The organism is Paraburkholderia sp. RL17-337-BIB-A (assembly GCF_046025895.1).
GTDB classification, from domain to species: domain Bacteria; phylum Pseudomonadota; class Gammaproteobacteria; order Burkholderiales; family Burkholderiaceae; genus Paraburkholderia; species Paraburkholderia fungorum_C.
Window position 1 is genome coordinate 22,193 of sequence record NZ_JARESY010000002.1, and the last position, 14,749, is coordinate 36,941.

11 protein-coding genes are annotated in these 14,749 nt (G+C 63.4%); 7 read left to right on the forward strand and 4 right to left on the reverse strand.

The window, feature by feature from the left end; translation table 11 throughout:
* Nucleotides 1–341: 341 nt before the first annotated feature.
* Both P0D84_RS21095 and hpnN read right to left on the reverse strand, forming a co-directional pair.
* A complete protein-coding gene (locus P0D84_RS21095) occupies nt 342–1,409 on the reverse strand; it encodes an MlaA family lipoprotein (RefSeq protein ID WP_408340037.1) in 1,068 nt (355 codons plus the stop codon).
* 2 nt (nt 1,410–1,411) lie between these two features.
* The gene (hpnN, locus tag P0D84_RS21100; RefSeq protein ID WP_408340039.1) at nt 1,412–4,027 is read right to left on the reverse strand and encodes a hopanoid transporter HpnN; all 2,616 of its coding nucleotides are present in this window, start codon (nt 4,025–4,027) and stop codon (nt 1,412–1,414) included.
* A 212-nt stretch (nt 4,028–4,239) separates the two neighbouring features.
* Between hpnN and P0D84_RS21105 the strand changes: the two genes are divergently transcribed.
* Nucleotides 4,240–4,845, forward strand: coding sequence for an MlaC/ttg2D family ABC transporter substrate-binding protein (locus P0D84_RS21105; RefSeq protein ID WP_408340041.1), 606 nt, complete (start codon nt 4,240–4,242; stop codon nt 4,843–4,845).
* A 120-nt stretch (nt 4,846–4,965) separates the two neighbouring features.
* Here P0D84_RS21105 and hpnH read toward each other — a convergent pair whose 3' ends face one another.
* Both hpnH and ispH read right to left on the reverse strand, forming a co-directional pair.
* Nucleotides 4,966–6,126 (reverse strand): adenosyl-hopene transferase HpnH, encoded by a 1,161-nt coding sequence (hpnH, locus tag P0D84_RS21110; protein ID WP_179739922.1) that lies wholly within the window; start codon nt 6,124–6,126, stop codon nt 4,966–4,968.
* Nucleotides 6,127–6,136: 10 nt separating this feature from the next.
* The gene (ispH, locus tag P0D84_RS21115; protein ID WP_408340043.1) at nt 6,137–7,081 is read right to left on the reverse strand and encodes a 4-hydroxy-3-methylbut-2-enyl diphosphate reductase; all 945 of its coding nucleotides are present in this window, start codon (nt 7,079–7,081) and stop codon (nt 6,137–6,139) included.
* Between the two features lie 332 nt (nt 7,082–7,413).
* On the opposite strand from ispH, the gene hpnC reads away from it, so the two are divergent.
* The 6 genes from hpnC (at nt 7,414) to gmtX (ending at nt 14,719) form a co-directional block, all read left to right on the forward strand.
* Nucleotides 7,414–8,280: a squalene synthase HpnC gene (gene hpnC, locus P0D84_RS21120; RefSeq protein WP_408340045.1), complete on the forward strand. Its 867-nt coding sequence runs from the start codon at nt 7,414–7,416 to the stop codon at nt 8,278–8,280.
* 11 nt (nt 8,281–8,291) lie between these two features.
* On the forward strand, nt 8,292–9,464 hold the full coding sequence (locus P0D84_RS21125; RefSeq protein ID WP_408340047.1) for a glycosyltransferase: 1,173 nt from the start codon (nt 8,292–8,294) through the stop codon (nt 9,462–9,464).
* A 265-nt stretch (nt 9,465–9,729) separates the two neighbouring features.
* Entirely contained in the window at nt 9,730–10,029 is a 300-nt protein-coding gene (locus P0D84_RS21130) for a hypothetical protein (RefSeq protein ID WP_408340049.1), read from the forward strand.
* A gap of 14 nt (nt 10,030–10,043) precedes the next feature.
* The gene (gmtY, locus tag P0D84_RS21135) at nt 10,044–11,444 is read left to right on the forward strand and encodes a gamma-mobile-trio recombinase GmtY (RefSeq protein WP_408340051.1); all 1,401 of its coding nucleotides are present in this window, start codon (nt 10,044–10,046) and stop codon (nt 11,442–11,444) included.
* 9 nt (nt 11,445–11,453) lie between these two features.
* Nucleotides 11,454–14,063, forward strand: coding sequence for a gamma-mobile-trio integrase GmtZ (gene gmtZ, locus P0D84_RS21140; protein ID WP_408340053.1), 2,610 nt, complete (start codon nt 11,454–11,456; stop codon nt 14,061–14,063).
* Nucleotides 14,060–14,719, forward strand: coding sequence for a gamma-mobile-trio protein GmtX (gene gmtX, locus P0D84_RS21145; protein WP_408340055.1), 660 nt, complete (start codon nt 14,060–14,062; stop codon nt 14,717–14,719). Before gmtZ ends, gmtX begins: the two co-directional genes overlap by 4 nt.
* Nucleotides 14,720–14,749 lie beyond the last annotated feature (30 nt).

Sequence of the window (14,749 nt, forward strand, 5' to 3'; positions counted from 1 at the left end):
AAAGTAGGCAAAAGAAAGCGGCTCAAACCGCCAGCGCATAAGCGGGTCCCCCGCACAGTCGCGGTAGTGGTGCATCTGGAATCCGTGCCCTCGCGCATTCGGCGCTAGTGACACAGCCATCATTCTTCCAGCGACGCTTCGCGCGCCGAAGCGCGTGCTTCTTAAAACCACTCGTTTGCTTCGCGTCCGTGTCCGCAATCTGCAGGCGCGTGATTCATGTTCATCCGTGTTGTCGGCCGCCCGCGGCTCTGGCTTTTGTCGCGCATTCGCGCTTCTTTCCGGCAGTGCGCTCTTCGGCCGTCGGCACGCTTGACGCGCGCCGAATGGACGACCCACGCCCCTTATTGGATCGCCGGTATTGCCTCCTGCGGCTTCTTGTCCGTCGGCACGGTTTGCGGTGCCGGCGCCGGTGTCATTACGCCTGACGCAGCAGCAGGCGACGCCGCCGGGGTGTTTGGCGTCTCGCCCGGATCAGTGTAGTTCGGTAAGCCAGCCGGGCCGCCCGTGGCGCTTCCCGAAGCGGCGTTCGGGGCCGGCGGAGTCTCTCCCGGATCCGTGTAGTTGGGCACGCCTGCTGGGGCGCCCGTCGCGCTTCCCGATGCCGCGTTCGGGGCTTGCGCTGCGTCACCCGGGTCCGCGTAGTTCGGTAAGGCCGCCGGAGCACCCGCGGCGGGAGCGGCTGCGCCGGAGTCGCCGCCCTGGTCGTCGTAGTTCGGCAGCGGCGCTGCGTTCTCGCCGGTGCCGCGCAAACGCGCGCGGCGCTGCTGGCTATAGGCGTCACGTACGAATGAGTACTTGTCGAGCGCAGCCTGTTCCAACAGGTTGGATGCGCCCAGCAAGTCGGAGCGCGTGCTCACGAACTGCAACACGTACAGCGGATTGCGTGTCGCCGGCTCGATGTAGTTCAACGGGTTGAACTTCACGTCCACGATCAGACCCATGCTGTCACGCACCGTGCTCGGGCCGAATAGCGGCAAGACGAGGTAGGGGCCCGACGGCACGCCCCAGTGGCCCAGCGTCAAGCCGAAGTCCTGGTGGTGCTTCGGCAGACCGGCCGGCGTCGCCCAGTCGAGCAGGCCGCCAAGTCCAAAGGTCGAGTTGAACGCGAAGCGCACAATGTCTTCGGTGGCGTCCGTGATCTTCAGCTGCAACAGGTTGTTGGCGGCGTTGCTCAGGTCGCCCAGATTCGAGAAGAAGTTGCTCACCGCTGTGCGCAAGGGCTGCGGCGTCACCTTCTGGTAACCCTTGGCGACCGGAACGGCGACGTAGCGGTCGAGGCCGTCGTTGAAATTGAAAATCACGCGGTTCGCCGGTTCGAACGGGTCGCCCGGCTTGCGGTCGGGGCCGGTCGCGCAGCCGGAGATCAGACCGGTGGCGGCCAGCGCCAGCACGGTGGTTCGCAGCTTCATGCTTATATTCCTTTGTGCTTCGCGCGACGTTGGCGCGGCTTGCCCATCAGCACGGGTTGAAACACCACCGCGCCGATCAGCGTGCAAAACAACGAGAGTGCCAGCAAGCGTCCCATGCTCGACGTGCCCGGATGATGCGACAGCCAGAGGCTGCCGAACGCCGTCGCCGTGGTCGCCGCGCTGAACAACACGGCATGCGTGAGGCTCGACTGCAAAAGGCCAGTCTGCCCGTTGCGCCACGCCATCACGAAGTAAATCTTGAATGCTACGCCGACGCCGAGCATCAGCGGCAACGCAATGATGTTCGCGAAGTTCAGCGGCATGCCGAACACCACGCACAACTCCAACGTCACCAGCGCCGATACCAGCAGCGGAACCAGCGTGCGCAGCATATCGCCGACGCGTCGCAGTGCGATCCACAACAGAATCGCAATCGACAGCAATGCATAGCCGGCGGCCTGCAGGAACGCCTTGATGATCGTGTCCGCGGAATGCAGGATCGAAATCGGGCCGCCGATCGCGTCCGGCTCGGCTTTCTTCACGGCGTGCACAAAGCGGGCGAGCGTCGCGTCGTCGTTCGGATCGGTGCCGGCCTTGACCTTCGGCGCGATGTCGACGAGTGCCCGGCCGTCCTTCGAGACCCAGCTCGTGGAGATCTCCCTGGGCAGGTTGTCGCGCGTGATCTCGCTGGGCTGCAGCAGATCTGCCAGTTGCTTCAGCGCGATGCGCAGCGGCTCGGACATCGCGGTTTCCGCCCGGTCGCGCGTGGCGGCGTCGGCAGCGGCCAGCTTTTGCAGCGTCGCGGACAGATGCTTGGCCTCGGCGGCGCCCGGGCCCGGGTGGTCGTCGGCGGCGAGCGAGAGCTGGTTCGACGCGCGCTTCAACGCGGCGACGCGCACCGCGTCCGTCGCTTGAGGCGCGGGTTGCTGCTGCAGTGCGGGCAACAGTTGCTGCGCGGCGCTCGCAATCAGCATCAGCTTTTGCTGCTGCTCGGCCGGAATGAAGCTGTCCAGCGTGGTTACGCGGCCCACTTCCGGCAGCGTGCGCAGATGGGCGGCCTTCTGGTCCGCGTCGGCAAGCGTGGGCGCCAGCACGTGCACGTTATTGACCGCCGCTTCCGGCGAATCCTTCAGCGACAGCAGCGTCGCCATGGATTCCGTGTGCGGATCCTTCAGATGCAGCGGGTTGAAGTCGAAGCGCAGATGCGTGAGCAAAGGCGTGGCGCCGATCACGATGATCAGCGTGCCGATCAGCACCGGCTTGCGGTGACGATCGAGGAAATCGTCGACAGGGGCGAGTTGCTGGAAGCCGGGCGAAGCGACCTCGCCCGGCGGATTGAAGATTTTCAGCAGCGCCGGCAGCAGCGTCATGTTGGTGAAGTACGCGACGAACATGCCGACGCCGGCGATCTCGCCCAGTTCCGACACGCCGCGGTAAGCCGTCGGCAGGAACGAGAAGAAGCTCAGCGCGACCGCCACGGCAGCGAGCGTCAGCGGCACGCCGATGCTGTGCGCGGTATGCACGAGCGCGGCGGAAAGACGGTCGTCGCGATGACGCTCCTCACGATATTTGACGCCGAACTGCACGCCGAAATCGACCCCGAGCCCGACGAACAGCACCATGAAGGCGACCGAAATCATATTGAGCGCGCCGACCAGCAGCAGGCCGAGCGCCGCGGTGATTGCGAGCCCGACAAACAGCGTGATGAACACCGCGACGATCATGCGACCCGAACGCAGCGCGAGCCACAGAATGATCAGCACGACGATGAAGGTGCCGATGCCGTTGAGCACGGCGCCGTCCTTGACCGACGCGAATTCTTCGTCGGCGAGAGGCTGTTCGCCGGTCAGGCGGACCGTGGCGCCATAACGCGTATCGAGGTGCAGCGAGGCGGCGGTGTCACGGATCGATTTCGACGCGGTCGCGCCCGGCTCCAACGCGTCGTAGTTCAGCACCGGCTGCACCGTGACGAAGGCGCGCGCCGGCTCCGTGGCGGCGCTTTTGTCTACTAGCGCGCGCCACGAGAATGCCGCCGGCTGGCCGGCCAGCACGTGGTCTAGCGTGGTTGCGCTTTGCGACAGCAAATGGCTCATATCGGCCAGCTTCACCTGACCCAGTTGCAGTGGCAACAACAGGCTTGTGGTGAGCGTGCCGGCGAGGCCGGTCAGGCTCGGATCGTGCGCAAGGGCATTGACCAGCGGGCGGGACTGGACGAGCTGCGAGGTGGTTGAGAGGACTTCATCGGTTGCTGGGAACAACAGACCATTGTGTTCGAAGAACGGGCCGCCGGCGGGCTGCGAGACTGCGACGAACTCCTTCGGATCGGCTTTGAGCGCGGTCGTCAGGGCATTGGCGGCGGCATCGGCAAACTCCGGAGCGCGCGCTTCGACCACCACCAGCACGGTTTGACCGCGATCCGGGAAGGCCGCATCCATGGCATTTTCAAGCGACGACCATTGCTTGTCGGTCTCGATGAGCTTGCTGATATCGGTGTTGATCTTGAAGTTATGGGCGACGTAGAAGCCACTCAAAACGGCGAGCACGAGCGATAGAGCGATGATCCGTAACGGATGGCGCACCGAATAGGCGACGAGACGGACGATAGATGACTTCAGCATGTAGGCGGAGAGGGCCTTATCACGGATGGTGTTTTCGACGAAAGTGCACAAGTATACAGAGCCGGAGCGGTTCGGCTCCACTTCGGTAGCAAGGACGGCTCCCGGGCGCGCGCATGGGGCGGGAACGCATTATCGGTATACTTGGTCTATTCTGCTTTCGTCACGGGCTCGCGAGTCCGTCGGCGCTTACTTCTTGGGGTTTTGGCGAGCGTATGAAACGTTACCTGTCTGCTTTTCTGGCTGCGGCCGTGATGTCCACTGCGGCCTATGCGCAAAGCGCGCCTGATGCGCTGGTGAAGAGTGCCGTCGAAGGCACGGTTGCCGCGATGAAGGCTGATCCGCAGGCGCGTGGCGGCGACATGGCGAAGATCACCGAGCTGGTTCAGACGCGCTTTGTGCCGGCTACCGATTTTCAGCGGACCACACGGATCGCGGTAGGGAAGGCATGGAGCACGGCAACGCCCGAGCAGCAGAAGCAACTGGTCGAGCAGTTTACGTTGCTGCTGGTGCGCACGTACGCAGCATCGCTGTCGCAGTTGCGCGATCAGGATGTGAAATTCAAGTTCTTACCAGTCACCGTGCCTGCCGGCGCCAATGATCTGGTCGTGCAGTCGCACGTGATCAGCAATGGCGGCGACGATGCCATTGGTTACCGGCTGACCAAGGGCGCCAATGGTTGGAAGATTTACGACATCAACATGATGGGCGCCTGGCTGATTCAGGTTTATCAGACGCAGTTCGCCGATCAGCTTTCCAAGGGCGGCGTTGACGGGCTGATCAAGTTCTTGACGGCGCATAACGCACGCAGCGCCGGCTGACGTCACGCAAAAAGATTCACGCAAAAAGAAAAAGCGCGGTGGCAATCAGGCCACCGCGCTTTTTTTCAAAACCGGCACGTCATGGGGCGGATGGAACCGCTCAAGCCACCCCAGGCAAGCTTAGTGTGCGGAAGCGGAAGCCGCCGTCTGCACCTTCTTGCCCTTGCCCGCACGCCCAATCTCTTCGAGCTTGATCTCGACGTGCCGCGAGAACACGTACTCGGCCGGACGCTGCTTATCCAAAGCAATATCCTTGACGAAGGCGCCGGAAGTCTTCGGACCACGCAGGCTAACCTTCAACGCCTTCAGCGGATGCGCAACCGTATCCATCACGGCCGTTGCTTCGAAACCGCAGTGCACCATGCAGTCCGCGCACTTCTCATAGTTGCCCGTACCGTACTTTTCCCACTCCGTGGTTTCCATCAACTCCTTGAAGGTCTTCACGTAGCCTTCGCCGACCAGGTAGCACGGCTTCTGCCAGCCGAACACGGTACGCGCCGGGTTGCCCCAAGGCGTGCACTCGTACGTCTGATTGCCGGCCAGGAAGTCGAGGAACATGCCCGACTGGCTGAACGACCAGTTCTTGCCGTTGTTGCCGCGCTTGAAGATCTCGCGGAACAGATGCTTGGTCTTGTCGCGGTTCAGGAAGTGCTGCTGATCCGGCGCGCGTTCATAGGCATAACCCGGCGAGACCGTGATGCCGTCCACGCCCATTGGGCCCAGCGTGTCGAAGAACGCAGCGACGCGTTCCGGCACGGCGTCGTTGAATAGCGTGCAGTTGATGTTCACGCGGAAACCGCGGCGCTTCGCTTCCTTGATCGCGGCGACTGCCTTGACATACACGCCTTCCTGCGACACGGAGTGATCGTGCGCCTGCTCGTCGCCGTCCAGGTGAACCGACCAGACGAAATACGGATTCGGCTCGTAGTCGTCCATTTTCTTTTCCATCAGCAACGCATTCGTGCACAGATACACGAACTTCTTGCGCGCGATGATGCCCTTCACGATCTGCGGCATTTCCTTGTGCAGCAGCGGCTCGCCGCCCGCAATGGAAACGACCGGTGCGCCGCATTCGTCGACTGCGCCAAGGCATTCCTCGAGCGACAGACGCTGATTCAGGATGGGATCCGGATAATCGATCTTGCCGCAGCCATTGCAGGCAAGATTGCAGCGGAACAGCGGCTCCAGCATCAACGCGAGCGGGTAGCGTTTGTTACCGGAGAGATGCTGACGCATGATGTATGCGCCGACCCGGACTTTCTGTAGCAGCGGAATAGACAAGACGTCCTCCTTAAACTTCGCGTGCAGCGAGTGGTTGCATCAGTTTCGACGGCAACTTGAATTCGACTTTCTCTTCACGGCCCGCCATCGTCGTGACATCGACGGGCCCCAATGCGCGCAGCGCATCAATCACGTTCTTCACCATTTCTTCCGGTGCCGAAGCACCGGCCGTGATGCCGACGGTCTGCACATTGGCAAACCACTCCGGCTTCACTTCCGAACCGTCGGCAACGAGATAGCTCGCCACGCCGGTTTCGCTGCCGATCTCGCGCAGCCGGTTCGAGTTCGAACTATTGGTTGCGCCCACCACCAACAGCACGTCGACCTCTTTGCTCAGTTCGCGCACCGCCGCCTGGCGGTTTTGCGTGGCATAGCAGATGTCGCGCGTGTCGGGACCGACGATGTCGGTGAAGCGGCGCAGCAAGGCATCGATAATGCCACGTGTGTCGTCGACCGACAGGGTGGTCTGTGTGACGTACGCGAGCGGCGTATCGTGCGGCAGGTCCAGATGCGCGACTTCGGCCTCGCTTTGCACCAGCCGCACCTTACCCGGAATCTGGCCGATCGTGCCTTCCACTTCCGGATGGCCGGCGTGGCCGATCAGAATCAGCGTACGGCCGGCGGCCACATATTGGCGCCCTTGCACGTGGACTTTGGTCACGAGCGGGCAGGTCGCGTCGAGCACGTCGAGGCCGCGCTGTTCCGCGTCGCGCTCGACTGTCTGCGCGACACCGTGGGCGCTGAAAATCGCCACGGCACCGTGCGGTACCTCGTCGAGTTCCTCGACAAAGCGCGCGCCTTTCTGACGCAAATTGTCCACCACGTGGCGATTGTGAACAATCTCGTGGCGAACATACACGGGCGCCCCGTGTTGCTGTAACGCGCGATCGACGATCTCAATGGCGCGTACAACACCCGCGCAAAAGCCGCGGGGTTGAGCAAGGATGACTCGCATAAATTGGCGAACTCCGACTGACGCGGGTTTCGAAGAAGCCGGTAATTCTGACTTTATCGCCGCGATCATCTATTTAGTTGACGTCTTGAGCCCCGGCGATGAGCCGGTACAGCAAAACCAAACGCGCATTCTAACGCTATCAGGCCGGCTTTGCTTTCGGGCCCCGCCAAGGTGTTGGGCCGGCGCCGCGCCGTGGGCCGGCGTCCGGCGCGGCATTGGTGCCGTATGCGGCAATGGTTACACGCTGCAGCGGTTTGCCGGAACCCTTAAACTACGTGGTCCTGCGGCGCATGTTGGCGGCCGCATTACAAAATGGTTTCGAGGCTCGCTGGATGGACGTCGATCAATACGAAAATTTTCCGGTTGCGAGCGTGTTGCTGCCGAAGACGCTGCGCGCGCCTATCGAGATTATCTATCACGTTGTTCGCACCGCCGCCGACATCGCCGATGAAGGCGACTGGAGCCCGGCCGACCGGCATGCACGCCTCGCCGACTTCCGCGCCGGCCTCGACGCGATAGCGCAGCGGCGCGCGGCGCCGGTGCATCCGCTCCTGTTCGGCAAGCTCGCCGGTGTGATTGCACAGTATAAACTGCCGCTCGCGCCGTTCTACGATCTGCTCCACGCGTGCGGTCAGGACATCGACACCACCCGTTACGCGGACCGGGCCGCGCTGCTCGACTATTGCCGCCACTCGGCGAGCCCGATCGGACATCTGATGCTGCATCTGGTCGGCGCCGCCACGCCGCAGAATCTCGCCGACGCCGATGCGATCTGCACGGCCTCGCAACTGATCAGCTTCTGGCAGGACGTCGCCGCCGACTGGAAAAAGAACCGCCTGTATTTGCCCTTGGCGGATCTGCGGCGCTTCAACGTGACCGAGGCGCAGATCGCCAGGGGCGTCGTCGACGATGCATGGACGAAGCTGATGGCTTACGAAATTTCGTTTGTGCGGACCACGCTGGTACGCGGCGCGCCGCTCGCGTTGCGCATTCCCGGGCGACTGGGGATCGAACTGTGTGGCGCCATCCACGCTGGCCTGCGCATTCTCGAGCGGATCGAAAAGGCCGGCTATGACGTATTTCGCGAGCGGCCGGTGCTGAACACATTTGACTGGGGCGTGGTCGCGGTGCGCACTTTGGTGATGCGCCTGTCGCGGCGCGTCGGCGTGGAAGCGGGTTCACTCGAGGGTAATGCTTGATGGCGGGCTTAATGGCGGCGGTTCTATTTCTTCTTTCGTGTCTTTCGCTGCTGATCTGGGGTGTGTTGCTGTTGGCGCGGGGCGGTTTCTGGCGGGCGCGTCCCGCTGCGCCGCTTACGCTCGAACCGCGTGAAACCTGGCCGGCGGTTGCCGCCGTGGTGCCGGCGCGCAATGAAGTCGATGTGATCGCGCAAGCGGTCACCACCTTGCTCGAGCAGGACTATGCGGGCGAATTCCACGTCATCGTCGTCGACGACCACAGCACCGACGGCACCGCCGACGCCGCTCGTGCGGCCGCGTTGCAGCTGCAATGCCCGGATCGCCTGACGGTGTTGAGCGCGAAGCCGCTGCCGCCGGGCTGGTCCGGTAAGGTGTGGGCGCAGTCGCAAGGTATCGAGGCGGTACGCACGCTCGGCCTGCCTGCCGATTTTCTGCTTCTGACCGACGCCGACATCGGCCATCCCGCCGACGCCGTCGCGCAACTGGTCGCCCGGGCGGAGGCGGAGAAGCGCGACCTCGTCTCGCTGATGGTTCGCTTGCGCTGCGATTCGTTCTGGGAGAAGGCGCTGATTCCGGCCTTCGTGTTCTTCTTCGCCAAGCTGTATCCGTTCGCGTGGGTCAACAACCCGCGCAACCGCACGGCCGCGGCGGCGGGCGGCTGCATGCTGGTGCGGCGCAGCGCGCTGGAAGAAGCGGGCGGCATCGAGTCGATCCGCGCCGAGCTGATCGACGATTGCAGCCTCGCCGCGCGCATCAAGCATCGCGGCACGGGGCGTCATCCGATCCGTCTGGATGTGGCGGCGCGCAGCGTGTCGTTGCGTCCTTACGATAGCTGGCGCGAAATCTGGAACATGATCGCGCGCACGGCCTTTACCCAGCTGCATTACTCGCCGCTGCTGCTGGCAGGCACGCTGCTGGGCATGACGATCATCTATCTGATGCCGCCGGTGGCCGCGCTGGTGCTCGGTCCGCTGGGCTGGCCCGCGTGGCTCGCGTGGGCGCTCATGTGCTGCGCTTATGCGCCGATGCTCAGCTATTACCGCCGTTCGCCGCTTTGGGCCCCATTTTTGCCGCTGGTGGCGTTGTTCTATGTCGGCGCGACGTTCGCGTCGGCGGTGCGCTACTGGCGCGGCAAGGGTGGGCAATGGAAGGCGCGCGTGCAGGCGCCGGTGCAGGAGCGCTGAAACACGCGCTCACGGATTTGTCGGACGAAAAAAACGGCGCTCTCAGTTATTCCCCCCAAGCGGGAATACATAGTTAGGCAAAAAGTACTCAACTTTTTACTCAGCACCCCTTTCGAAGGGGTGTTTTTTTGCCTTGCGTTTGATAAAGCCATACCGTATTGTTTCATCGCATGTATTAGGGGCGCACCGTACATGTCTCGTTGGCGACGGTGTCGAGTAGCTGGCTTTCTTTGAAAAGCCGAGTAGCTTGGGCGCAGGTGGCGAAGTGGCAAGGGTTGATGAAGCTGAGTTGCGTCGTTGGCGAGGACTGCCGGCCGCGTTATTGATTTCGCGCCTGGCCGTCCATGCCAAGCGCGACTCGACGTTTGTTCCTATCAAGGGAAATGGAACGGAGCGTTGGCATGCGAGCATCGGCGGTCGGGAGTATGAGTTCATTGCCGACGGACCAAAGTTCTACGACACCCGTGCTGAACGCGGTGGCGGGGGCGCCGTGGATTTCGTGATGTACCTGCATCGCGTTGATTTCCGCGGTGCCGTTGCGTTGTTGCGGCGGCTGGACGTTTAAAAGAGCGATTGTCGATGTTCGTGACCGTCAAAGCCAAGGTCCACACCGACGCCACAGGCGTCAGTATCGAGCTTCCGGTGCTCCTGACGCCAGCCGGCGTGCTAGAGCCGCTGCTCGACTACTGCCTTTATCGCAGCCACGACCGTAGCCTGGCGTGGATGTCGAAGGTAGCCCGTTCGGTGCGGATGTTCAGCGAATACTTGCAGACCAACCCGGCCGAGCGCGACACCTACCGCCTGTTCCAGAATTTCTCCCAGCGGCTCTACACCGGAACGTTTAACCGGGAGACCGGGCTCGACCCCAGCGGCTTGTGCTGGGCGCCGCGCTCTCCGCAGGATGCTTCGCACATCATCACCCATCTCTCGGACTTCTTTGACTGGCTAGGCGAGATGCGTCCCGAGGCGGCCAAGGTAAATCCCCGCTATGCGGGTAGTGCCTTCGACCGGCAGACCGACGAGGCTGCCTATCAGTATCGACGCAGCAAGGCCTTCCTTGGACACTCCTGGGCGGCGAACGCCTCCTCCGCCGAGACCGGGCACCGCGTGAGAGGTCGACGCCTGCCCAAGGTCGAAAAGGGCGAGCCGCCGGCCTTCCCGGAGGAGCGCTTCGAGGAACTGCTCGCCAAGGGATTCTGCGCGGCCGGGCGCTATGACTACCGCGGCATGCTCGTCACCTTGCTGCTGCACGGCGCGGGCTTCCGCGAATCGGAGCCTTTCCACCTCTACATCCCCGACGTGTTCCCGGACCCCGCCAACCCACGCCAGGCCAAGGTGCTCATCCACCACCCGAGCCACGGTGCCGCGCCCGCCGATTGGCGCGACGAGCGAGGACGCTCACGTAAAGCCAACCGCGCGGAATACCTCGCCCACGAGTTTGGTCTCGCTCCGCGCACTGACATGATGGACCGCCGTCACGCCGGCTGGAAGGGCGGCACCCACGATGGCCCCTACTACAAGCAGGCGTACTGGTTCACGCCCGAGTACGGCGAGTGGTTCCTGCACATCTGGCGCTGCTACCTCGAACAGGTCGCACGTATTGAGCGCAACCATCCCTTTGCGTTCATCAACCTGAACCGCGAGCCCATCGGCGCCATGTACACGCTCACCCAGTACAACAAGGGGCACGCTGCTGCCTGCGAGCGCATTGGGCTCACGGTGAGCAAGGCGCTGGGGACAACGCCGCACGGTCACCGCCACGCCTATGGCCGCCGACTGCGCAACGCTGGTGTCGACAAGGCGCTCATCCGCCGCTTTATGCATCACGCCTCGCTGGAGAGCCAGGAGGTCTACACCCAGGCCAACACGGGCGAGGTACTGGCGGCGCTCGAAGCGGCCGCGCAGCGGCTGCGGGACAGGCACACCGTGACACCGTCCGCGTCCGGCCTGTTGCCGCCTGGCATCGAACTCAACGACTGAGGAACCCTTATGGCCGAAGAGAAGAAAACGACCGCTCCCCAAGCTGCTGCCATCCCGGTGTCCAAGGTGAAAGGGGCGAAGCGTAAGACGGAAACGAGCCTCGGCTGGGTCGAGCGCGAGTATCCGCAATTCGCCGCTTGGCGCGCCTTGGCGGTGGAGTGGTTGAAAGGCGAGACACGCGGTGTGCCCCAACGGCTCAAACCGTTGGTGGCCTTCTTCGAACGCTACCTCATCCAGCACGGCCTGCCGCTCGACCCGGCGGTGTTCCTGGCGCGCGCCACCGTTCTCCCAGATTTTTATCGAACGGCTTGCCCGGATTCGCACCACGGTATCAAGTACAACAACTCCATCCACGCCTTCCTTCGCTTCGTGCTGCTGCGTGAGTTCAGCGAAGCCGCCGACGACGGCCAACCGGTGGTCTCGCCGGCGTTTCGCAACCCGGTGCCCCGGATGTCCTCGAGCGGTCAGCCGAAGCGCGACGAGAGCGTGCATTCCCCGCTGCCTTACGGCTACATCGACGAACTGCGGCAGATGCTCGCGGCGGGGCCCCACTTCCGCGAATGGCAGTGGGCGCAGAGCGCACTGGGGGCAGAAATCGGTAAAGGCGGGCGCCGCGCGCCCGACTGGTTCGAAGTGACCGAAGACCAGATTGACCGAAACGACCCGGACTGCGTGTGGCGGGTCCGCAAGGTAAGCCCGAACTATCGCGGCGAGCAGGTACTGGAAATGTGGAGTCCGGTCCGTTGGGTGGCCCTGCTCGTGAAGCTCATTCTGCCGGTGCGCACGTTTCAGGTGCGCATGCTCGACTCGGGAGAAGCCGATACGTGGCGCTACGCGGCGGGGAACTGGACCTTGAACCCGAGCCGGCTCGCGCAGGGCAGTGAACGCCGACCGCTGCAACAGGGGGTGTTCCGCCGCAGCGACCCGCTCGCCGATGGCGAGGCCGTCTCGACCGTGCTCTACATCAACACCAACAAGACCGCCGACATCGCCAAGTCTGGCGCCGACAAGGGCTATGTGTTGCCGTGGTCCTTCGGCGGCCCGGTGCATCAGGACGTCTTCTACTGGCTGGAGAAGCTGCGCAACTGGCAGGAGAAGTACAACCCCGTCTCGCGGCGCAGGGCCTGGACGGAACTGGACGCCCGCCACATCATGGCGAAAAGCGAGGTGCAACTGGCCAGTTACTCGGACACATGTTTCCTATTCCGCTTGCCGGAAACCAATGAGGGCGAGCGCCATCTGCCTATCCGGGAAAGGGGGCTGGACAATTGCTGGTTTAGCCTGCTGGAAGCATTGGAACAGCGGCTGCACGACCGAGGCGAAACCCATCGCAACGGCGCACCGATTCGCCTCCTGCCTCCGGTGGAAGAGCGGAACGATGGACAGACGACTCTCTTCCCCTTGCACAGCCTGCGCGTCTCCCTCATCACCGCGCTGGCTCTGGAAGGACAGGTACCGTTCCCCATACTGCAAAAGCTCGTCGGCCACAGCCGCCTGCTGATGACCTTGTACTACACCAAGCCCGGTGCGACCCACATCCGCGACGTGCTCCTTGGCGCGGCGGAGCGGCTCGAGGCAAACAAGGAAGCGAGCATCCAGGACTTCCTGCTCGACACCGAGCACGCCGAACTCCTGGAAAGCGCAATCTGCAACAGCGTGCCCAGCCTCGCCGCCGCCATTCCACAACATCCCGCCGCGCGCAACCCGGCGGGCTGGATGCCGATGCACCACGGCCTGTGTCTCGTCGGCGGCAACACCAGCGAGGCAGAGGATAACGCCGCGGTGGGCGGCTGCTACAACGGCGGCCCCAAAATTGGTTCACCCTCACTTCTCAAGTACGGGCCGGTTCCAGGCGGCAGCCGCAACTGCGTACGCTGCCGGTGGTTCGTGACCGAGCCGCACTACCTGTCGGCGCTGGCTGCCCACTTCAACACGCTCGCCTATCACTTCGACGAGGCGCGCAACGCCTGCCTCACTCGTGAAAACGAACTTCAGGACCTGAAGAAGCAGAAGGCGGACGCCGAGGACGCCAAGCAACCGTTCGCGCGGATGGACGCCTACCGGCAGGCCGAACGGATGTGGGAGAGCGCCATGAAACGCTTCAGCGACCTCGCCGAAGACCTCGTCGCCTGCTGGCGGCTCATCGAACGCTGCAAGGCGGCGCTTGAAACTCCGCAGGGCAATGGTAGCCAGTTGGTGGCCGCCGGCACGGCGGGCGACGTGAATCTTGCGTTTGAGGAAACGGAGTCGGAGTTGCTCCAGCTCGCCGGCGTCTGCGAGAACGTCGAGGTCTACCCCGACCTCGAACCCGGCAAGGCGGTGTTCCGTCGCAGCCAGTTGCTCGATGCGGTGCTCTACCGCGACGACCTACCGCCCGTCTTCACGCTGATGAGCGAACAAGAGCAACTGCTCGCCGGCAACGCCTTCATGCGCCGCCTTGCCCAGCAGATGAACCCGGCAAATCCCGCACTGGGCCAGCGGGAAGTGATTTGTTTGATGGATGCGGGCACGCGCCTCAGCCGGCACCTCGATATCGACCTGGTTGCGCTGCTGTCCACGACAAATCCCGTCCCCGCGTTTCCCACCGGGGTCCAGGCCCTCTCGGGAGACGAAGCATGATTGACGCGACGGACATCCACCCGGACGCGGTCCTAGACTCGCTGCTCGCCAAGGGCGGGCGCTCGAACCGGCGTACAAATCTGGCGAAAATGCATGAGCTCTGCCGCAGGCAGCATGAGGCGGGCTCGCGCGACTTCTCACTGCCCGCCGTCGGCCGCCTAGCCGAAGCTGAAGGCATCATGAAGGGGCGGGCCCTCTACAACGCTCAGTCGGCCGACTACAAGGCGCTGATTGAAGCCTGGGCTGCCTACGCTGGCCCACCTGCGCCAAAGCCGCCGAAGACGCTGGCGAGCCACGAATATCTGATGCGTATCGAGGACCCGGCTATCCGCTCCATCATGCAGTCCATCATCGCGGAACGCGACAAGCTCAAGGCGCAGCTCAATGTGCTGAAAGCCAATGCGCAAGTGACGGTGGACCGGCGCCCACTCGGCTCGACCGTCGCGGCTGCACCTGGCTCGCAACCGGTGACCGTGCTCGCCATGGCCGCCCAGTTCACACCTTCGGAGCGCGAGGCATTGCAGAAGGCGGTTTCGGCCGACTACCTCGAAGCGCGCGGCCTGCGGGAAGGCAGCCACGGTGAAATCGTCAACGCGCGCGGCCGGACAGTGTTTGAGGTGGGGTTCGCGCGGGCGATTCGAAAAGTGCTTGCGTAGGCGAAGCAAAAATGAAAGGAGAGGACAACA

What these genes read in the sequence shown, in the direction of transcription:
- gmtY (WP_408340051.1), top strand. Translation starts at nt 10,044, where the DNA reads ATGTTCGTGACCGTCAAAGCCAAGGTCCACACCGACGCCACAGGCGTC.
- P0D84_RS21125 (WP_408340047.1), top strand. Translation starts at nt 8,292, where the DNA reads ATGGCGGCGGTTCTATTTCTTCTTTCGTGTCTTTCGCTGCTGATCTGG.
- gmtZ (WP_408340053.1), top strand. Translation starts at nt 11,454, where the DNA reads ATGGCCGAAGAGAAGAAAACGACCGCTCCCCAAGCTGCTGCCATCCCG.
- hpnC (WP_408340045.1), top strand. Translation starts at nt 7,414, where the DNA reads ATGGACGTCGATCAATACGAAAATTTTCCGGTTGCGAGCGTGTTGCTG.
- ispH (WP_408340043.1), bottom strand. Translation starts at nt 7,081, where the DNA reads ATGCGAGTCATCCTTGCTCAACCCCGCGGCTTTTGCGCGGGTGTTGTA.
- P0D84_RS21105 (WP_408340041.1), top strand. Translation starts at nt 4,240, where the DNA reads ATGAAACGTTACCTGTCTGCTTTTCTGGCTGCGGCCGTGATGTCCACT.
- hpnN (WP_408340039.1), bottom strand. Translation starts at nt 4,027, where the DNA reads ATGCTGAAGTCATCTATCGTCCGTCTCGTCGCCTATTCGGTGCGCCAT.
- gmtX (WP_408340055.1), top strand. Translation starts at nt 14,060, where the DNA reads ATGATTGACGCGACGGACATCCACCCGGACGCGGTCCTAGACTCGCTG.
- P0D84_RS21095 (WP_408340037.1), bottom strand. Translation starts at nt 1,409, where the DNA reads ATGAAGCTGCGAACCACCGTGCTGGCGCTGGCCGCCACCGGTCTGATC.